Here is a 19,128-nt window from a genome sequence, read left to right on the forward strand (position 1 = left end):
GGCCGGTCAGGCGTTCACGTCGACGATGGTGCGCCCCTGAACCTTCCCTGCGAGAACCTGGCGGGCGACTTCGGAGACCTCGGCCAGGCCGATCACCTGGGTGGTTCGCGCCAGCTTGTCCAGGTCCAGGTCACTGGCCAGACGCGTCCACGCCTGCAGCCGCACGGGCTGCGGTGCATTGACCGAGTCGATACCGGCGAGGGTGACGTTGCGCAGGATGAAGGGCAGGACGGAGGCCGGCAGATCCGCCCCCTGTGCGAGGCCGAAGGCCGCGACCACGCCGCGATACCGGGTCTGCGCCAGGACGTTCGCCAGCGTATGGCTGCCGACCGAATCGATGGCTCCGGCCCATCGCTCCTTGGCGATCGGTGCGCCCGCGTCGGACAGGGTGTGGCGGTCGATGACGTCCGCCGCGCCCAGCGCACGCAGGTAATCGGATTCCTCGAGACGCCCGGTCGATGCGATCACGCGATAGCCCAGGCCCGACAGCAGTGCGATCGCCACGGAACCGGCGCCGCCATTGGCGCCGGTCACCAGGATGTCGCCATGCTCGGGCGCGAGGCCGCCATGCTCCAGTGCGAGCACGGACAACATGGCCGTGAACCCGGCAGTGCCAATGGCCATGGCATCCCGGGTCGAAAAGACGTCCGGGACCTTGACCAGCCAATCACCGCTCACCCGCGCCTTCTGCGCGAAGCCGCCGTGGTGGGTCTGACTGAGACCCCAGCCGGTCGCCAGCACACGGTCGCCAGCGACGAGGCCGGGATAGGTCGACGACTCGACGACACCGGCAAAGTCGATGCCCGGAATCAGCGGAAACTGGCGAATGACCGGTGACCGGCCACTGAGCGCCATCGCGTCCTTGTAGTTCACCGTCGAGTACTCGACCGCGACGGTGACGTCGCCCGGCATCAGATCCTCGGCCTTGAAGTCGACCAGGCTGCTTGAAATGGTGTCGCCGGTCTTGCTGGCGAGCAGTGCTTTGAACGTCATGTGCTGTCCTTTCCGTTCCGGAGTCTTTTGCCGTTTCAGGCGGCGGTTCGATAGCGCTCGGCCACCTGCGCCTGCCGGATGTCCGCGATCAGGGTCTGACGTGCCGTGTTCAGCACCTCCCAGCGCGCGGCATCGTGCAGCGGTGGGATCGTCACGAGCTCACGGCGGTCGAATCCGGCCAGCGCGGCATCCACCAGCTCGTCCGCCGCCATCAATTCAGGCATCGCACGGGTATCGATGCCCGCGCGCTCCCAGATCTCGGTACGGGTGCCGGCAGGCAACACCGCCTGCACATAGACCCCCTTGGGCGTGAGCTCCAGGCTCAAGCCCTGGGACAGGAACAGCACGAAGGCCTTGGTTGCACCGTAGACCGACATGCCGAACTCGGGTGCCAGTCCGACCACCGAGCCGATGTTGACGATCGCGCCTTTGCCGGCCTGCGCCAGGCGCGGGGCGATGGCACTCGCCAGCCTGACCAGTGCGGTGGTGTTGAGCGTGACCAGACGGGCGACATCGTCGGTCGATTGGTCAATGAACTGGCCGGGCAGTGCGGCTCCGGCGTTGTTGATCAGGGTGTCGATCCTGGCGTCCTCGCGCAGGCGCGCCTCGACGGCGGCCAGATCGCTGGCCTGGGTCAGGTCGGCCGGGAGGATATCGACGGCGGCGCCGGTTTCCGCACGCAGGCGCGCCGCGAGCGTTTCCAGGCGTGCCTTGTCGCGTGCCACCAGCACCAGGTCGTGGCCGCGGCGTGCGAAGCGGTCGGCATAGATGGCGCCGATGCCGGTCGAGGCGCCCGTGATGAGAACAGTGGAACGAGTGGTCATGTGTTTTTTCTCTTGATAGAAGGGCGAGCCCATGCCGCGGTGTGCGGCATGGGGCAATCACTGCTGGGCGCTGGAACCGGCGAGCGCCGGGTAGTCGATGTAGCCCGCCGCGCCACCCCCATAGAGCGTGGCCGGGTTCAGGGTGGCGAGGGGTGCGCCGGCTTTCAGTCTTTCGACCAGATCGGGGTTGCCGATGAAGGGGCGGCCGAAGGCGAACAGGTCGGCCTTGCCTTCGATCAGGCGGGCGTTGGCCAGTTCGAGGCCATACCCGTTGTTGGCCAGGTAGGTGTTCTTGAAGCGGGTGCGCAAGGCATCGAAATCGAACGGTGCGGCATCGCGGGGACCACCGGTGGCGCCTTCGACCACGTGCAGGTAGACGATGCCCAGTGCACTGAGTTGCTCGGCGATGTAGTCGTACTGCGGCTGCGGATCGCTGCAGGAAATGGCGCCGGCCGACGACACCGGCGAGAGGCGCACACCGGTGCGTTCGGCACCGATCTCCTTCGCCACGGCCGCCGTGACTTCGAGCAGCAGGCGCGCGCGGTTCTCGATGGAGCCGCCGTACGCGTCCGTGCGGGCATTGGCGCCGTCCTTGATGAACTGTTCGAGCAGATAGCCGTTGGCACCGTGGATCTCGACGCCGTCGAAGCCGGCGGCGATCGCGTTGGCCGCAGCCTGGCGGAAATCCTCGACGATGCCCGGAAGCTCATCCAAGGTCAGCGCACGTGGCTCGGAGACGTCGTGAAAACCATTGTTGACGAAGGTCTTGGTCGCGGCGCGGATGGCAGAGGGCGCCACCGGCGCGGTGCGGCCAGGCCGCAGGTCGACGTGGGAGATGCGGCCCACGTGCCACAACTGGACGAAGATCCGCCCGCCCTTGGCATGAACAGCGTCGGTCACTTTGCGCCAGCCGTCGATCTGCGGCTGGGTGTAGAGGCCCGGCGTGTCCTGGTAACCCTGGGCATCGGCCGAGATCTGGGTGGCCTCGGTGATGAGGAGGCCCGCCGAGGCGCGTTGACTGTAGTAGGTGGCGGCGTGCTCGCTGGGGACCAGACCCGCACCCGCACGATTGCGCGTCAGCGGCGCCATCACGATGCGGTTGGCCAGTTGGAGTGAGCCCAGTGTGTAGGGCTCGAAAAGCGTTTTGTCAGTCATGCTGGTTTGCTGTTTGTCGTTGATGCGTCAAAGCCGCGGAAATGCTGGAGGAAGGCGGAAGCGGTCAGATGGGGATCGCTCCGGTCCAGAAGCCTTCCAAGCGAAGGTGTTTTAATGATGTCGATCATCATCTTTGATGTCAAGGACTTTGATGATAAGTAACATCAATGTATATTCATGCCATCACCTAATGGCACATCGAGAGAGTTCCTGGACATGAAGGTCACCAAAGCGCAGGCCCAGGCGAACCGGGCGCACATCGTCGAAACGGCCTCTGCGCTGTTTCGCGAGCATGGCTACGATGGGGTGGGGATCGCGGACTTGATGGCGACCGCGGGGTTCACGCACGGCGGGTTCTACAAGCACTTCGGATCCAAGGCCGATCTGATGGCGGAAGCGGCGACCTGTGGTTTTGCCGAGGCGGCCGCCAAAGCCGAAGGGGTCGATGCGGGAGCGTTCGTCAAAGACTACTTGTCCCGTGAGCACCGGGACGCTCGGGGGGAAGGTTGCACGATGGCTGCGCTATGCGGAGACGCTGCGCGTCAGCCGGCGTCGATCAAGGCGGCTTTTGCGAATGGCGTTGAAGGCATGCTGGCGAACCTGGCAGACCAGTCCGGCGTGCCGGAGGACAGTAAACGGGAGGCAGACCTGCGTGCCGCGCATATCGACGTCATCGCGCAGGTGATCGGCGCCGTGGTGCTGTCGCGGGCGTGTCCTGACGACTCGCCGCTCGCCGATGAAATTCTGGATGTCTGCCGTACGGCAGTCCTGTCGAGGCTGTCGTCCCTCGACGTGTAGCCGACACACTCAGGGCGTCGGTCGCCCCAGCAGCCCTGCGGCTGCTGGGCGCTTCAGCTGCTCAGGGCGGTCAGGGCGCGCTGCGTGATCTCGTCGACCGTGCCGACGCCGCTGATGGCGCGGTACTTGGGCGCGGCGGACGGTTCGGCCCTGGCCCAGTCGGCGTAGTAGTCGACCAGCGGACGGGTCTGCTGGCTGTAGACGTCGAGCCGCTTGCGCACGGTCTCTTCCTTGTCGTCTTCGCGCTGCACCAGGTCTTCGCCGGTCAGGTCGTCCTTGCCGTCCACCTTCGGCGGATTGAACTTGACGTGGTAGATCCGGCCCGAGGCCGGGTGCGAGCGACGGCCGCTCATGCGCTCGATGATGTCGGCGAAGGGCACGTCGATCTCGAGCACGTAGTCGAGCTTCACACCGGCCGCGCGCATGGCGTCGGCCTGGGGAATCGTGCGTGGAAAGCCGTCGAACAGGAAGCCGCTCGCGCAGTCGGGCAGCGCGATGCGTTCCTTGACGAGGTTGATGATCAGGTCATCGCTCACCAGCGCGCCCGAGGCCATCACGGCCTGGGCCTGCAGGCCCAGGGGCGTGCCGGCCTTGACCGCGGCGCGCAGCATGTCGCCCGTCGAGATTTGCGGGATGTTGTACTTCTTGCAGATGAAAGCGGCTTGCGTGCCTTTGCCTGCCCCGGGGGCGCCCAACAAAATCAGTCTCATGGTGTCCTCGGACGGTTCTTAGATTTCTGTCGCGCCGAGCCGGCCACGGGGGCAAGGGGCAGGGCGGAGTTGCGTCGAGGATAGCATGCGCACCCGTGCGAAATGCCCGCGAAAGACGCCTCAGCGACCCGCAAACAGCGCACGCACGCGGGCCAGGTCTTCCGGCGTGTCGACGCCCGGGCCCGGGCTGTGGTCGCTGATGTGCACCGCGATGCGGAAGCCATGCCACAGTGCCCGCAACTGTTCGAGCGCTTCGGTGGTTTCGATGGGGGCCGGTGCCAGCGTCGGAAACCTGCGGATGAAGCCTGCGCGGTAGCCGTAGATGCCGATGTGCCGCAACGGTGGCGGCGCCGTCGGCACGGCGGGCCCGTCGTTCGACGCAGGACCATCGCGCCACCAGGGAATCGGCGCGCGGCTGAAATACAGCGCGGAGCCGCGCGCGTCGAGCACCACCTTCACGACATTCGGGTTGCCGAAATCGGCGGGCGAATCGATCGCATGTGCGGCGGTGCTCATGGCGGCCTCCGGCTGCGCGGCCAGTTCGGCCGCGACGGCGTCGATCAGCGCCGGCTCGATGAGGGGTTCGTCGCCCTGCACGTTCACGACGATCGCGTCGTCCGGCAGCGCGAGTCGGGTGCAGGCCTCGGCCAGGCGATCGCTGCCGCTCGGGTGGTCGGTGCGCGTGAGCAGCGCGTCGATGCCGTGCGCGGTGCAGGCGTCGACGATGCGCGCATGGTCCGCCGCGACGACGACGCGCGAGGCGCCGGACGACTGGGCGCGTTGCGCCACGCGCACGACCATCGGCACGCCGCCGATGTTCGCCAGCGGCTTGTCGGGCAGGCGCGTGGAGGCCAGGCGCGCTGGAATCAGGACGGTGAAGGGCATCAAAGGCCGAGTTCGTCGTCCGATAGGGTGCGGGCTTCGTTCTCGAGCAGCACGGGAATGCCGTCGCGCACCGGGTAGGCCAGCCGCGCACTGCGCGAGACCAGTTCCTTTTTCTCGGCGTCCCAGGTCAGCGGGCCCTTGGTGACGGGGCAGACGAGCAGTTCAAGAAGCTTGGTGTCCATCGAGCGATGATAGCTTTGCATCGAGCGCTGCCAGGAAGGCGGGCGCCGGCTCGAAGCGCAGCGGCACGGCGAGCGCGTCCGGCTGCCGGCGCCAGAGCTTGAGCGCGTCTTTCTCGGTGCACAGCACGGTCGCATCGGCGGCGGCAACCCGTGCCCAATCGTCGAAATCGTGGTGGTCGGGCAGGGCGATGCAACGGGCGGGTACGAGGCCTTGGTCGCGCAGCATCTGGAAGAAGCTGTCGGGCTTAGCGATGCCGGCCACGGCGATCAGCGGCCGACCGGCCAGCGCTGCGATCGGCACCGTGGCACCGTCCGCCGACACGGCCGATGCGGCCAGCGAGCGTCGCGCCGTGAAACCGGCGAAGGCCGGCCGCGCACCGGTGTGCAGCACCAGATCGCAGGCCCGCGACCAGGGCTCGCGCAAGGGCCCGGCCGGCAGCAGCCAGCCGTTGCCGATGCCGCGGTCGTCGAAGACGCAGACCTCGACGTCGCGCGCCATTGCTAGGTGCTGCAAGCCGTCGTCGCTGACGATCACGCGGACGTCCGGGTAGGCCGCCGTCAGCGCGCGTGCCGCGTCGATGCGCCGAGCTGCGACGAACACGGGGGCGCCGGTCGATCGGCGGACCAGCGCCGGCTCGTCGCCGACGTCGCGCGGGTCGCTGTCGTCGTGCACTTCGCGGCAGTCGGTGGTGCGGCGGCCGTGGCCGCGCGAGATCACGCCGGCCCGCACGCCGCGGGCGCGAAGGTGCTCGACGATGGCCATCACGACCGGGGTCTTCCCCGCACCACCGGCGACCACGTTGCCCACCACCACGACCGGCACGCCGGCGCGCTCGGTGTGCAGCCAGCCCGCGCGATACAGCGCGCGGCGCAGTGCCGCGAGCAGGCCGAAGCATCGTGACAGCGGCCACAGCAGCCGCGCGACCGCGCCCCGTTCGAGCCAGACGCGCTGCAGCTGCAAGTCAGCGCCCCGCCTGGGCGGCGGATTGCGTGGCGAAGGTGATCTGCACCATGCCGGCCCGGCGTGCGGCCTCCATCACCGTGATCACGGCCTGGTGCGCCGCGCTGGCGTCGGCGCTGATGATGACCACGCTGTCCTTGGTGCCGCCCGCCGCCGTGAGCGCGGCGGCGACCGTCTCGACGCTGCGGTCGGGCAGGACGTTGCGGTTGATCGAATAGCGGCCGTCCGCCGACACGGCGACGATCACTTCCTTGGGGTAGTCGCGTTGCGGCTCGGCATCGGCCACCGGCAGGCGCAGCTGCATCTCGGTGAACTTGCTGTAGGTCGTCGACAGCATCAGGAAGATGAGCACGACCAGCAGCACGTCGATGAACGGGATCAAGTTGATTTCCGGCTCGTCGCGCGCGCCGTGGCGGAAATGCATGCGACCGGGCTTCATCGCGGGCTCACTTGCGCAGCGCGTTGAGATGCCGCGCGAAGCGCTCGCCGGCCAGCTCGAGGTTCAGCAGGTATTCGTCGACCCGGGTGCGAAAGTAGCGCCAGAAGATCAAGGTGGGAATGGCGACGATCAGGCCAAAGGCGGTGTTGTAGAGCGCGATCGAGATCCCGTGCGCCAGTTGCGCCGGATTGCCCGAACCCACCGCGCCACCGGCCGGCGACTGCGAGCCGAAGATCTCGATCATGCCGATCACGGTGCCCAGCAGGCCGAGCAGCGGCGCGGCCGAAGCGATGGTGGCGAGCGCCGGGAGCCAGCGCTCCAGACGGTGCGCCACCGTGCGGCCGGAAGCTTCCATGGCGGCGCGGACATCTTCCTCGCTGCAGCGCGGGTTGGCGTTCAGCGCACGAAACCCGGCGGCGAGCACTTCGCCCAGCGCCGAGTTCTTTTCGAGCTTGGTCACGACATCGGGGCCCGGCACCGCGTTGCGCGACACATTGATGGCCTCGTCGAGCAATTTGGGCGGCAGGACACGTGCCGTCTTCAGGCTCGTGAAGCGTTCGATCACCAAGGCCAAGGCGAGCACCGAACAGGCGAGCAGCGGCCAGATCGGCCAGCCCGCAGCAACTATGATGGAAAACAAGAAATCCTCCGGCCCTTGGATTGCAAATGCGCGGCGATTATCACCGAGTGCCGCGCCAGAAACCGCGTCGCATCGCTGTCAGCGACGACGCACAGATTCTGTGGATAACTTTGTGATTAACTGCGTTGGCAACTGGTCCGCACCCGCATGGACAGGGCCTCGCATTAGGACGATCGAATTTTGAGCAGCACTTTCTCCAACGAAATCAATAGCTTGCACCACAAGCCGTGCTTCCCTGAGGCGGGTGCGTGGGCGGGCAACGTGCACGTGCTGCACTGTGGAAGAGTGGCTGTCGCCGAGAGCATTTCGCTGTGATCGATGCCGAGATGTCGCGCGGTGTCGCGCCGCGCGTGTGGGCGGTTGGCGCCTTGTGCCATGCGGTCGCCGATGCGCTCGACGCGCGCTTCAACCCGGTCACCGTGCAGGGCGAGATCTCCGGCTTCTCGCGTGCGGCCAGCGGCCACTGCTACTTCGCGCTGAAGGATGCCTCCGGGCAACTGCGCTGCGCCATGTTCCGGCGCGCCGCCAGCCTGGTGGATTTCTCGCCGCGCGATGGCGACCAGGTCGAGGTGCGCGGCCGACTCGCGGTCTACGAGCCGCGCGGCGATTTGCAACTGGTGGTCGAAAGCCTGTCGCGCGCAGGGCAGGGCGCGCTGTTCGAACAGTTCCTGCAGCGCAAGGCCAAGCTCGAGGCGGAAGGGCTCTTCGACCCGGCGCGCAAGCGGGCCTTGCCGACCATGCCGCGCGCCGTCGGCGTGGTCACGTCGCTCGGCGCCGCGGCACTGCACGACGTGGTGACCGCCCTGCGCCGTCGGGTGCCGCACATCCCGGTCGTGCTGGCGCCAGCCGCCGTGCAGGGCGCCGGCGCGCCGGCCGAACTGGTGCGGGCGCTGCAGTCGCTCTGGACGTCGCCGCAGCCCGTCGATGTCATCCTGCTGGTACGCGGCGGCGGCTCGATCGAAGACCTGTGGGCCTTCAACGACGAAACCCTGGCGCGCGCCATCGTGCAGAGCCCCGTGCCCGTGGTGTGCGGCGTCGGCCACGAGACCGACTTCACCATCGCCGACTTCTGCGCCGACCTGCGTGCACCGACGCCGACCGCGGCGGCAGAGCTGGTGTCCGCGCCGCGCGAGGTCTGGCTCGGCGCGCTGGACCTGATCGAAGGCAAGTTGAACGACGCCCTTGGCGCGCGGCTCGACCTGCTCGGTCAGCGGCTGGACCTGGCTGCCGGCCGGCTCGGGCGACCGTCGTCCGTCGTGCTGCGACAGCAACTGCGATTGGCGCGCGAGGCGCAGCGGCTGCGCTATGCCGTCGCGTCGCAGCACCAGCGGCTCGCCCAACGGGCACGCACCGCGCATCAAGGCTGGCCCGCGCTGTTGCAAGGTAGCCTGCGCCAGCAGCGCGAACGCCTCGACCGGCTGGACACGCGACTGCGCCTGCTCGATCCGGCGCAGGTGCTGCAGCGCGGCTATGCGTGGCTGGTCGACGCGCGAGGGCAGGCCGTGACCAGCACCGCACGCATCGCTGCGGGCGATGCACTGTCCGCGCGACTGGCCGACGGCAGCCTCGATGTCCACGTCGACGCCGTGCGCACGCGGCCCCCGCCGACGCGGGGCGCGTGAATCCTTTCTAGAATCCCTCATCCCACAACCAACCCACGAGCCAAGAATATGGAACACGTCCTTCCTCCTCTCCCGTACGCCCTCGACGCCCTCGCGCCCGAGTATTCGAAGGAAACGCTCGAGTACCACTACGGCAAGCACCACAACGCCTACGTCGTGAACCTGAACAACCTGCAGAAGGGCACCGAGTTCGAGAGCATGACGCTCGAGGAGATCGTGAAGAAGTCCAGCGGCGGCATCTACAACAATTCCGCGCAGATCTGGAACCACACCTTCTTCTGGAACTGCATGAAGCCGCAGGGCGGCGGCGCTCCGACCGGTGACCTGGCCAAGGCCATCGACGCCAAGTGGGGCAGCTACGACGCCTTCAAGGAAGCCTTCGTGAAGTCGGCCGTCGGCAACTTCGGCTCCGGCTGGACCTGGCTCGTGAAGAAGGCCGACGGCACTGTCGACATCGTGAACACCGGCGCTGCCGGCACGCCGCTGACCACCGCCGACAAGGCACTGCTCACCGTCGACGTCTGGGAGCATGCCTACTACATCGACTACCGCAACCTGCGCCCGAAGTTCGTCGAGACCTTCCTGGCCAAGCTGGTCAACTGGGACTTCGCGCAGAAGAACTTCGCTTAAGTCCGGGCTCTGCCTTCGAGAGAAAGCCGGCTTCGTGCCGGCTTTTTGTCGTCTCGGTGTTGCGCACCGGTAGCCTCAGCGCCTGGCTTGGAAGGGCGCGCCGCCCAGCTTGGCATTCTTCTTGATGTTCTTCTTGGCGAACCAGCCCTGGTTCATCTCCAGGACGAAGCGGACCGGCTCCTCGGAGCAGTGCGAGTCGAGCGTGAGCGGCTGCATGTCCACGATGTTGACGATGCGCCCGTCGTCGGCCACGAACGCGGCCGACAGCGGTAGCAGCGTGTTCTTCATCCAGAAGCATTGCGTCGACGGCTGCTCGAAGACGAACAGCATGCCCTCGGCCTGCGGCATCTCCTTGCGGAACATCAAGCCCACCTGCTGCTGCTGGGGCGTCTGCGCGACCTGCGCATCGATCTGGTACATGCCGGCGGACAACTTCACGCGAGGAAGATCCATCTGGGCTTCCTGCGAGAGCGCTGCAAAGGGCAGCAGGCACAAAGAAAACAGGGCAATGGCGCGCGAAAACATGATGCGTTGAATTCGATGATCAAAAGGAGGATGGGAGCGTACCCAATTGGAGGGAGGCGCGCCGTGAGAGTGCAGCCCCTTTGACGCGGGCGAAAAAAAAGCGTTCCGAAGAACGCTTCTTTTTAGAGCAACTCCAATTACTTGGGGGTGCCGCCTTGGGTCGACTTGCGCTTGACCGAGCCGTCCTTGTTGGTGCGGCGGGCGTCACGCGTTTCAGCGCGCTTTTCACCAGCGACAGCCGCCTTGTCGGTGCCGACCGCGCCGCCTTCGGGGACCTTGTTGATGTCGCCGCCGGCGCCGGCCTTCACTTGGCCGGCGGGCTTGCTGGCCACCTTGGCTTCGGCGCGGGCCTGCGGCGCGGTGTTGGTCACCGGCGCTTTTTCGGCCGAGGGGGTCTGGGCGTAGGCGCCTGCAGCGAAAAGGCCGGCGATCAGGACTGCGAGAGCTTTGTTCATTTGGGAATTCCTCGAGGAGTTGAGTGATTACGCCTTCCGCCCAGCAGAAGGTCAGCAAACAACGAAGCCGCATCGACCGCGGTTGACACGGCATTCGACATGATTGCTTGCGTCTAAAATTCTAAGGCTAATAACAGCGGTTGAAGTCGCTTCGACCATCAAATGTCACCTCGGAGCAACTCCGCCCAATGTCGAGCTACCAGCACATTCAGGTTCCATCCGCCGGTCAGAAGATCACCGTCAGCGCCGACAATTCACTCCTTGTGCCGGATCAGCCGATCATTCCCTTCATCGAAGGGGACGGCATCGGGGTCGACATCACGCCGGTCATGCTCCGGGTGGTCGATGCGGCCGTGGCCAAGAGCTACGACGGCCGCCGAAAGATCCACTGGATGGAGGTTTTCGCCGGCGAGAAATCGACCCGGCTCTACGGCCCCGACGTGTGGCTGCCGGACGAAACCGTGCAGGCGGTGCGCGAGCACGTCGTCTCGATCAAGGGCCCGCTGACCACGCCGGTGGGGGGCGGCATCCGTTCGCTCAACGTGGCGTTGCGACAGGCGCTCGACCTGTATGTCTGCCTGCGTCCGATCCAGTATTTCGACGGCGTCCCGAGCCCGCTGAAGGAGCCGCACAAGACGAACATGGTGCTCTTTCGCGAGAACTCGGAGGACATCTATGCCGGTATCGAATTCGCGGCCGGGAGCGAGCAGGCCAAGAAGCTCATCGCCTTGCTCCAGAACGATTTCGGCATCCAGAAGATCCGCTTCCCCGAAACCTCCGGCATCGGCATCAAGCCGGTGTCACGCGAGGGGACGGAGCGCCTGATGCGCAAGGCGATCCAGTACGCGATCGACCACGACAAGCCCTCCGTGACGATCGTGCACAAGGGCAACATCATGAAGTTCACCGAAGGTGCCTTCCGCGACTGGGGCTATGGCCTCGCGGCCAAGGAGTTCGGCGGGGAACTGATCGACGGCGGCCCCTGGATGCGGGTGAAGAACCCCCATTCGGGCAAATTCATCACCGTGAAGGACCGGGTGGCCGATGCCTTCATGCAGCAGATCCTGCTGCGCCCGGCCGAGTATTCGGTGGTGGCCACGCTCAACCTCAACGGCGACTACCTCTCCGACGCGCTGGCCGCGCAGGTCGGTGGCATCGGCATCGCGCCCGGGGCCAACCTGAGCGATACCGTGGCGATGTTCGAAGCCACGCACGGCACGGCGCCCAAGTACGCCGGCAAGGACTACGTCAACCCGCTGTCGGAGATCCTCTCGGCCGAGATGATGCTGCGCCACATCGGCTGGAAAGAGGCGGCCGACCTGATCATCCAGTCGCTGCGCCGATCGATCCTCAGCAAGAAGGTCACCTACGACTTCGCACGCCTGATGGACGGCGCGACACAGGTCAGCTGCTCGGGTTTCGGGCAGGTGATGATCGACCACATGTGAGCGTCGCCGCGACCGCAGCGCGCAAGCGTGCGACCGGCGACAATAATCGACGATCCGGCGGGCGCCGGTGACAGACAGACCCAATGACATCAAGGATGCAGGCCGCATGAGCAAACCAACCATCATCTACACGTTGACCGACGAAGCGCCGTTCCTGGCGACGCAGGCCTTCCTGCCGATCATCCGTACCTTCACGGCCCCCGCCGGCATCGACGTGACGACCAGCGACATCTCGGTGGCCGCCCGCATCCTGGGCCAGTTCCCGGAATCGCTGACCGAAGCGCAGCGCGTGCCCGACAACCTGGCCGAACTCGGCAAGCTCACGCTGCTGCCCGACACCAACATCATCAAGCTGCCGAACATCAGCGCGTCGGTGCACCAGCTCATCAGCGCCATCAAGGAACTGCAGGCCCGCGGCTACAAGATCCCGGACTACCCGGAAGACCCCAAGACCGACGAAGAGAAGGCGATCCGCGCCCGTTACTCGAAGTGCCTGGGCAGCGCCGTGAACCCCGTGCTGCGCGAAGGCAACTCCGACCGCCGTGCGCCCAAGGCCGTCAAGGAATACGCGCGCAAGAACCCGCACAGCATGGGCAAGTGGAGCATGGCTTCGCGCACGCACGTGGCCCACATGAAGCACGGCGATTTCTACCACGGCGAAAAGTCGATGACGCTGGACAAGGCGCGCGACGTCAAGATGGAACTGGTCGGCAAGAGCGGCAAGACCACGGTGCTCAAGCCGAAGGTGTCGCTGCTGGCCGGCGAGATCATCGACAGCATGTACATGAGCAAGAAGGCCCTGCTGGCCTTCTACGAAGAGCAGATGGAAGACGCCCGCGAGACCGGCGTGATGTTCTCGCTGCACGTCAAGGCCACGATGATGAAGGTGTCGCACCCGATCGTCTTCGGCCACGCCGTGCGCGTGTTCTACAAGGAAGCCTTCGAGAAGCACGGCAAGCTGTTCGACGAGTTGGGCGTGAACGTCAACAACGGCATGGTCGACCTCTACACCAAGATCGAGTCGCTGCCGTCGACCAAGAAGGAAGAGATCATCCGTGACCTGCACGCCTGCCACGAGCACCGCCCGGAGCTGGCGATGGTCGACTCGGCCAAGGGCATCACGAACCTGCACGCGCCCAACGACGTGATCGTCGACGCCTCGATGCCGGCCATGATCCGTATCGGCGGCAAGATGTGGGGCGCGGACGGCAAGCCGAAGGACACGAAGGCGGTCATCCCAGAAAGCACCTTCGCCCGCATCTACCAGGAGATCATCAACTTCTGCAAGACCAACGGCAACTTCGACCCTGTGACCATGGGCACGGTGCCGAACGTGGGCCTGATGGCGCAGCAGGCCGAGGAATACGGCTCGCACGACAAGACCTTCGAGGTGACCGAAGACGGCGTCGCCAACATCGTCGACCTCGCGACCGGCGAAGTGCTGTTGTCGCAGAACGTGGAAGCCGGCGACATCTGGCGCATGTGCCAGGTCAAGGACGCACCGATCCGCGACTGGGTCAAGCTGGCCGTCACCCGCGCCCGCAATTCGGGCATGCCGGCCCTGTTCTGGCTCGACCCGTACCGCCCGCATGAAGCCGAAATGATCAAGAAGGTCCAGACCTACCTCAAGGACCACGACACCCAGGGCCTGGACATCCAGATCATGTCGCAGGTGCGCGCCATGCGTTACACGCTGGAACGCGTCATTCGCGGCCTGGACACCATCTCGGTCACCGGCAACATCCTGCGCGACTACCTGACCGACCTGTTCCCGATCATGGAACTGGGCACCAGCGCCAAGATGCTGTCGATCGTGCCCCTGATGGCCGGCGGCGGCATGTACGAGACGGGCGCCGGCGGTTCCGCGCCGAAGCACGTCAAGCAACTGGTGGAAGAAAACCACCTGCGCTGGGACTCGCTGGGTGAATTCCTGGCCCTGGCCGTGTCGCTGGAAGACCTGGGTCTGAAGACCAAGAACGCCCAGGCCAAGATCCTGGCGAAGACGCTGGACACCGCCACCGGCAAGCTGCTGGACAACAACAAGAACCCGTCGCCCAAGACCGGCCAGCTGGACAACCGCGGCAGCCAGTTCTACTTGGCGATGTACTGGGCGCAGGAACTCGCGGCCCAGACCGACGACAAGGCGCTGCAGGCCAAGTTCGCCCCCCTGGCCGATGCGCTGACCCGTGACGAGCAGAAGATCGTCGACGAGCTGAAGGCGGTGCAGGGCCAGCCGGCGGACATCGGCGGCTACTACCTCGTCGACGCCGAGAAGTGCGAGGCCGTCATGCGGCCGAGCGCCACGCTGAACGCCGCCTTGAAATCGGTTGCCGCCTGACCTGCGCCAAGCACGAAAGGGCGGCGGACGGCGCCCCCTTTCGCGAAAAAGACAACGCCCCGGCGTCTTCCCAGGCACCGGGGCTTTTTTACGCGTGTAAAACTTGGCTAATACGGCTGTTCGTCACCCTTGTTTTCTCCGTAACATGACACCAAATCCTGTGGCGTCGGCATGGCGCTTGCTCGCTCGATAGAATGAATTTCATGGCAACCCGAAACCCCTCGAAACCCGCCACGCCGCCGGCCCAGAAGCCCGCGGGGGGGGATGGCGACTCGGTCGTTCTGGAGCGCCGCCCCCAGAAAACCGCCCCACCGCAGATGTTTCAGGTGGTGATGCTCAACGACGACTACACCCCCATGGAGTTCGTGGTCGTCGTCATTCAGGAGTTCTTCAACAAGGACCGTGAAACCGCGACCCAGATCATGTTGAAGATCCATCTCGACGGCCGTGGCATCTGTGGGGTGTATTCCCGTGACATGGCCGCCACCAAGGTCAATCAGGTGATGGAGGCGGCCCACCAGGCCGGCCACCCGTTGCAGTGCGTCAGCGAGCCGGTTGAATAAACCGCCCGCTGACCCATCTGAGAAGTTATTTACAGCAAGGCAAAAGGAAATCACATGATTGCCCAGGAACTGGAAGTCAGCTTGCACATGGCCTTTGTCGAGGCCAGGCAGCAGCGCCACGAGTTCATCACGGTAGAGCACCTGTTGCTCGCTTTGCTGGACAACCCGAGCGCCGCAGAGGTTCTGCGCGCATGCTCGGCCAACGTCGACGACCTTCGCGCGTCGTTGACGAATTTCATCAAGGACAACACGCCCCAGGTGGCGGGGACCGACGACGTCGACACCCAGCCGACCCTCGGGTTCCAGCGCGTGATCCAGCGCGCCATCATGCACGTGCAGTCCACCGGCAACGGCAAGAAGGAAGTGACGGGCGCCAACGTGCTGGTCGCGATCTTCGGCGAGAAGGATTCGCACGCGGTGTACTACCTCCACCAGCAGGGCGTGACCCGGCTGGACGTGGTGAACTTCATCGCGCACGGCATCAAGAAGAGCGACCCGCCGGAAGCCGCCAAGGGCAGCGCCGAATCGTCCTCGAACGAGGGCGAGGAGGGTGGTGGCGAGAAGAACGAGAAGGCATCGCCGCTGGAGCAGTTCACCCAGAACCTCAACCAGATGGCCAAGGACGGGAAGATCGATCCGCTGATCGGCCGCGAGTACGAGGTCGAGCGCGTGATCCAGATCCTGTGCCGTCGGCGCAAGAACAACCCGCTGCTGGTCGGAGAGGCCGGCGTGGGCAAGACCGCCATCGCCGAGGGCCTGGCCTGGCGCATCACCCAGGGCGACGTGCCGGAAATTCTGGCCGAAGCCCAGGTGTACTCGCTCGACATGGGCGCACTGCTGGCCGGCACCAAGTACCGCGGTGACTTCGAGCAACGCCTCAAGGGCGTGCTCAAGTCGCTGAAGGACCGGCCCAACGCCGTGCTCTTCATCGACGAGATCCACACGCTGATCGGTGCCGGCGCGGCCTCGGGCGGCACGCTGGATGCGTCGAACCTGCTCAAGCCGGCGCTCTCGAGCGGCCAGCTCAAGTGCATCGGCGCCACCACCTTCACCGAATACCGCGGCATCTTCGAGAAGGATGCGGCCCTGTCGCGTCGCTTCCAGAAGGTCGACGTGGTCGAGCCGACGGTGCAGGAAACCGTCGACATCCTCAAGGGCCTGAAGTCGCGCTTCGAGGAACACCATGGCGTGAAGTACGCCGTGGCGGCACTGCAGGCCGCGGCCGAGCTGAGCGCCAAGTACATCAACGACCGGCATCTGCCCGACAAGGCGATCGACGTGATCGACGAGGCGGGCGCAGCCCAGCGCATCCTGGCGCCGAGCAAGCGCAAGAAGACGATCACCAAGGCCGAGGTCGAGGAAATCGTCGCGAAGATCGCGCGCATTCCTCCGGCCAACGTGTCGAACGACGACCGCGGCAAGCTGCAGACACTGGAACGTGACCTCAAGAGCGTCGTGTTCGGCCAGGACAAGGCCCTCGAAGTGCTCGCCTCGGCGGTCAAGATGGCACGTTCGGGTCTGGGCAAGGGCGACAAGCCGATCGGCTCGTTCCTGTTCAGCGGCCCCACCGGCGTCGGCAAGACCGAAGCGGCCAAGCAGCTCGCCTACATCATGGGCATCGAGCTGATCCGCTTCGACATGTCGGAGTACATGGAGCGCCACGCCGTGAGCCGCCTGATCGGTGCGCCTCCGGGCTACGTCGGTTTCGACCAGGGCGGCCTGCTGACCGAGGCCGTCACGAAGAAGCCGCACTGCGTGCTGCTGCTCGACGAAATCGAGAAAGCGCACCCGGACATCTTCAACGTGCTGCTGCAGGTCATGGACCACGGCACGCTGACGGACAACAACGGACGCAAGGCCGACTTCCGCAACGTCATCATCATCATGACGACGAACGCGGGTGCCGAGACCATGAACAAGGCAACCATCGGCTTCACCAACCCGCGTGAATCGGGTGACGAGATGGCCGACATCAAGCGCCTGTTCACGCCGGAGTTCCGCAACCGTCTGGACGCGACCGTCAGCTTCAAGGCGCTGGACGAATCGATCATCCTGCGGGTGGTCGACAAGTTCCTGCTGCAGCTCGAGACGCAGCTGGCCGAGAAGAAGGTCGACGTCACCTTCACCGACGCCCTGCGCAAGCACCTGGCGAAGAAGGGCTTCGACCCGCTGATGGGTGCGCGGCCGATGCAGCGCCTGATCCAGGACACGATCCGTCGTGCACTGGCCGATGAACTGCTCTTCGGTCGCCTGCAGGACGGCGGTCGCCTGACCGTCGACCTCGACGACAAGGACGAAGTGCAGCTCGACATCCAGCCGCTGCCGAAGAAGGAAGGCAAGGCCAAGCCGGAAGCCGAGGAGGCTGCCGCGGGCTGATCGACTTTCGCACGGGTCCACGTGGCCCGACGTGGCCGTAGAGCCTTCAAAGGCCGGTAGCATCGCGCTGCCGGCCTTTTCCTTTGGGCTGGCGCCATCCCCTCCCATCGCAGCGCCTGTCTCTTGATCCTCCCCGAAATCAGCCAAGAATGGAAAACGGGCCTTTCCCTGGCCTGGAGCGGCTACATCGCCGTGCTGTCGGTCTGGATCGTGATGCAGAAGCGCGCGCCGGTGTCGACGATGAGCTGGATCCTGTCGCTCGCGCTGCTGCCGTTCGCCGGCTTCCTCGTCTATTACTTCCTCGGGCCGCAGCGCCTGAAAAAGCTGCGGCTCAAACGCCTGCGCAACCGCGCCATCGCCCAGGCGCCGGCCGATCTGGCACTGCTGCACGAGGCCGGCGAGAACGCGCCGCCCGCCCTGCGGCACCTGGCCGCGCTGGGCACGGCGGCCTGCGGCATTCCGGTGTCGAGCGCGACCGGTGTCGAGCTGCTGTCCGGCGGTGCACGCACCTTCGACGCCATCTTCGAGGCGGTGCGCAGCGCGCGGCATCACGTGCACCTCGAGTACTACATCTTCGAGCCCGACCGCATCGGCACGGCCCTGCGCGATCTGCTGATCGAGCGTGCGCAGCAGGGCGTCGCGGTGCGCCTGCTGCTCGACGCGCTCGGCTCCAAACGCATTGGCCGCCGCTTCATGGCACCGATGCGCGCCGCCGGCATTCACATCGCGCTGTTCCACGACACCAAGATCGGCCGGCGCCTGCGGCCGGTCACCAACTACCGCAGCCACCGCAAGATCGTCGTCGTCGACGGCCGCATCGGCTTCACCGGCGGCGTCAACATCACCGATGAAGAAGACCGCCGGACCCGGCCCGACGCCTACCACGACATGCACCTGCGGCTCGAAGGCAGCGCGGTGCGCTGGCTGCAGACCACCTTCCTCGAGGACTGGAGCTACGCCACCGGCGAGAGCGCCCGGCGCATGGTCGACGAGTCGCTGGCGCACATGCTGCCGCGCACCGAGGCGGGCAGCATCGCGGCGCAGATCGTCACCAGCGGCCCCGACAGTGCGCTCGAAGCGATCCACCGCATGCACGTGGAAGCCATCCATTCGGCCAGCGAGCGCGCCTGGCTGACCACGCCGTACTTCGTGCCGGGCGAGCCGGCGCTGATGGCGCTCACCAGCGCCGCGTTGCGCGGTGTGGACGTGCGGCTGCTGGTGCCGCGCCGCAGCGACTCGGCGATCGTCAGCGCTGCCGCGCGCTCGTACTACGATGAACTCATCGGCGCGGGCGTGAAGGTCTGGGAGTACAAGGCGCGCATGCTGCATTCCAAGACGCTGGTGGTCGACGATCACTGCGCGATGATCGGCACCGCCAACTTCGACAACCGCAGCTTTCGCCTCAATTTCGAGGTGATGGCGGTGGTGTACGGCGATGCGCTGGCGCGCCCGCTGGCCGCGCAGTTCGAAACCGACCTGCACAGCGCCGCCGCCGTGCGCCTGAACCGGCCGCAGAGCTTTCCGCGCCGCCTGGGCGACGCGCTGGCCCGGCTTTCCTCACCCTTGCTCTGACCGATCCGACGC

The 19,128-nt window shown here is 66.0% G+C and carries 20 protein-coding genes; 8 read left to right on the top strand and 12 right to left on the bottom strand.

The window, feature by feature from the left end:
- Positions 1 to 6 precede the first annotated feature (6 nt).
- From acuI to QTH86_RS04125, 4 genes are read right to left on the bottom strand one after another with little or no spacing between them, the layout of a single operon-like run.
- Complete coding sequence (gene acuI, locus QTH86_RS04110; protein WP_286645929.1) at positions 7 to 993, bottom strand: acrylyl-CoA reductase (NADPH); 987 nt, start codon at positions 991 to 993, stop codon at positions 7 to 9.
- Between the two features lie 35 nt (positions 994 to 1,028).
- A complete protein-coding gene (locus tag QTH86_RS04115; RefSeq protein ID WP_286646771.1) occupies positions 1,029 to 1,817 on the bottom strand; it encodes an SDR family NAD(P)-dependent oxidoreductase in 789 nt (262 codons plus the stop codon).
- 57 nt (positions 1,818 to 1,874) lie between these two features.
- On the bottom strand, positions 1,875 to 2,972 hold the full coding sequence (locus QTH86_RS04120) for an alkene reductase (RefSeq protein WP_286645928.1): 1,098 nt from the start codon (positions 2,970 to 2,972) through the stop codon (positions 1,875 to 1,877).
- Positions 2,969 to 3,103: a hypothetical protein gene (locus tag QTH86_RS04125; RefSeq protein WP_286649378.1), complete on the bottom strand. Its 135-nt coding sequence runs from the start codon at positions 3,101 to 3,103 to the stop codon at positions 2,969 to 2,971. Before QTH86_RS04125 ends, QTH86_RS04120 begins: the two co-directional genes overlap by 4 nt.
- An 85-nt stretch (positions 3,104 to 3,188) precedes the next feature.
- On the opposite strand from QTH86_RS04125, the gene QTH86_RS04130 reads away from it, so the two are divergent.
- Positions 3,189 to 3,770 carry a TetR/AcrR family transcriptional regulator gene (locus QTH86_RS04130; RefSeq protein WP_286645926.1) on the top strand — a complete coding sequence of 194 codons (582 nt, stop codon included), beginning with the start codon at positions 3,189 to 3,191 and terminating at the stop codon, positions 3,768 to 3,770.
- A 53-nt stretch (positions 3,771 to 3,823) separates the two neighbouring features.
- Here QTH86_RS04130 and adk read toward each other — a convergent pair whose 3' ends face one another.
- The 6 genes from adk to QTH86_RS04160 form a co-directional block, all read right to left on the bottom strand.
- Complete coding sequence (gene adk, locus QTH86_RS04135) at positions 3,824 to 4,480, bottom strand: adenylate kinase (protein WP_286645925.1); 657 nt, start codon at positions 4,478 to 4,480, stop codon at positions 3,824 to 3,826.
- 120 nt (positions 4,481 to 4,600) lie between these two features.
- Positions 4,601 to 5,365 (bottom strand): 3-deoxy-manno-octulosonate cytidylyltransferase, encoded by a 765-nt coding sequence (gene kdsB, locus QTH86_RS04140; RefSeq protein ID WP_286645924.1) that lies wholly within the window; start codon positions 5,363 to 5,365, stop codon positions 4,601 to 4,603.
- On the bottom strand, positions 5,365 to 5,547 hold the full coding sequence (locus QTH86_RS04145) for a Trm112 family protein (protein ID WP_262075405.1): 183 nt from the start codon (positions 5,545 to 5,547) through the stop codon (positions 5,365 to 5,367). The genes kdsB and QTH86_RS04145 overlap by 1 nt, the downstream gene beginning before the upstream one ends.
- The gene (lpxK, locus tag QTH86_RS04150) at positions 5,528 to 6,508 is read right to left on the bottom strand and encodes a tetraacyldisaccharide 4'-kinase (protein WP_286645923.1); all 981 of its coding nucleotides are present in this window, start codon (positions 6,506 to 6,508) and stop codon (positions 5,528 to 5,530) included. Before lpxK ends, QTH86_RS04145 begins: the two co-directional genes overlap by 20 nt.
- Before the next feature lies 1 nt (position 6,509).
- A complete protein-coding gene (locus tag QTH86_RS04155) occupies positions 6,510 to 6,932 on the bottom strand; it encodes an ExbD/TolR family protein (RefSeq protein ID WP_286646770.1) in 423 nt (140 codons plus the stop codon).
- 22 nt (positions 6,933 to 6,954) lie between these two features.
- Complete coding sequence (locus tag QTH86_RS04160; RefSeq protein ID WP_286645922.1) at positions 6,955 to 7,587, bottom strand: MotA/TolQ/ExbB proton channel family protein; 633 nt, start codon at positions 7,585 to 7,587, stop codon at positions 6,955 to 6,957.
- A 326-nt stretch (positions 7,588 to 7,913) separates the two neighbouring features.
- Here QTH86_RS04160 and xseA point away from each other — a divergent pair, with 326 nt between their 5' ends.
- Together xseA and QTH86_RS04170 are read left to right on the top strand one after the other, a co-directional pair.
- Positions 7,914 to 9,209, top strand: a complete 1,296-nt coding sequence (gene xseA / locus QTH86_RS04165; RefSeq protein ID WP_286646769.1) for an exodeoxyribonuclease VII large subunit — start codon at positions 7,914 to 7,916, stop codon at positions 9,207 to 9,209.
- Between the two features lie 48 nt (positions 9,210 to 9,257).
- Complete coding sequence (locus QTH86_RS04170; RefSeq protein WP_286645921.1) at positions 9,258 to 9,839, top strand: superoxide dismutase; 582 nt, start codon at positions 9,258 to 9,260, stop codon at positions 9,837 to 9,839.
- A 75-nt stretch (positions 9,840 to 9,914) separates the two neighbouring features.
- Here QTH86_RS04170 and QTH86_RS04175 read toward each other — a convergent pair whose 3' ends face one another.
- Positions 9,915 to 10,364 (bottom strand): DUF192 domain-containing protein, encoded by a 450-nt coding sequence (locus QTH86_RS04175; protein WP_286645920.1) that lies wholly within the window; start codon positions 10,362 to 10,364, stop codon positions 9,915 to 9,917.
- Between the two features lie 137 nt (positions 10,365 to 10,501).
- Positions 10,502 to 10,819 carry a cell envelope biogenesis protein TolA gene (locus tag QTH86_RS04180; protein ID WP_286645919.1) on the bottom strand — a complete coding sequence of 106 codons (318 nt, stop codon included), beginning with the start codon at positions 10,817 to 10,819 and terminating at the stop codon, positions 10,502 to 10,504.
- 188 nt (positions 10,820 to 11,007) lie between these two features.
- On the opposite strand from QTH86_RS04180, the gene icd reads away from it, so the two are divergent.
- The 5 genes from icd (at position 11,008) to cls (ending at position 19,116) form a co-directional block, all read left to right on the top strand.
- The gene (gene icd, locus QTH86_RS04185) at positions 11,008 to 12,267 is read left to right on the top strand and encodes an NADP-dependent isocitrate dehydrogenase (RefSeq protein WP_286645918.1); all 1,260 of its coding nucleotides are present in this window, start codon (positions 11,008 to 11,010) and stop codon (positions 12,265 to 12,267) included.
- Between the two features lie 106 nt (positions 12,268 to 12,373).
- Positions 12,374 to 14,605: an NADP-dependent isocitrate dehydrogenase gene (locus tag QTH86_RS04190; protein ID WP_286645917.1), complete on the top strand. Its 2,232-nt coding sequence runs from the start codon at positions 12,374 to 12,376 to the stop codon at positions 14,603 to 14,605.
- 203 nt (positions 14,606 to 14,808) lie between these two features.
- The gene (clpS, locus tag QTH86_RS04195) at positions 14,809 to 15,168 is read left to right on the top strand and encodes an ATP-dependent Clp protease adapter ClpS (RefSeq protein ID WP_286645916.1); all 360 of its coding nucleotides are present in this window, start codon (positions 14,809 to 14,811) and stop codon (positions 15,166 to 15,168) included.
- 54 nt (positions 15,169 to 15,222) lie between these two features.
- Positions 15,223 to 17,544, top strand: coding sequence for an ATP-dependent Clp protease ATP-binding subunit ClpA (clpA, locus tag QTH86_RS04200; protein WP_262075395.1), 2,322 nt, complete (start codon positions 15,223 to 15,225; stop codon positions 17,542 to 17,544).
- Between the two features lie 123 nt (positions 17,545 to 17,667).
- Positions 17,668 to 19,116, top strand: a complete 1,449-nt coding sequence (cls, locus tag QTH86_RS04205; RefSeq protein WP_286645915.1) for a cardiolipin synthase — start codon at positions 17,668 to 17,670, stop codon at positions 19,114 to 19,116.
- Positions 19,117 to 19,128 lie beyond the last annotated feature (12 nt).

The sequence above is a fragment of the Variovorax sp. J2L1-78 genome, from assembly GCF_030317205.1.
GTDB lineage: Bacteria > Pseudomonadota > Gammaproteobacteria > Burkholderiales > Burkholderiaceae_C > Variovorax > Variovorax arabinosiphilus.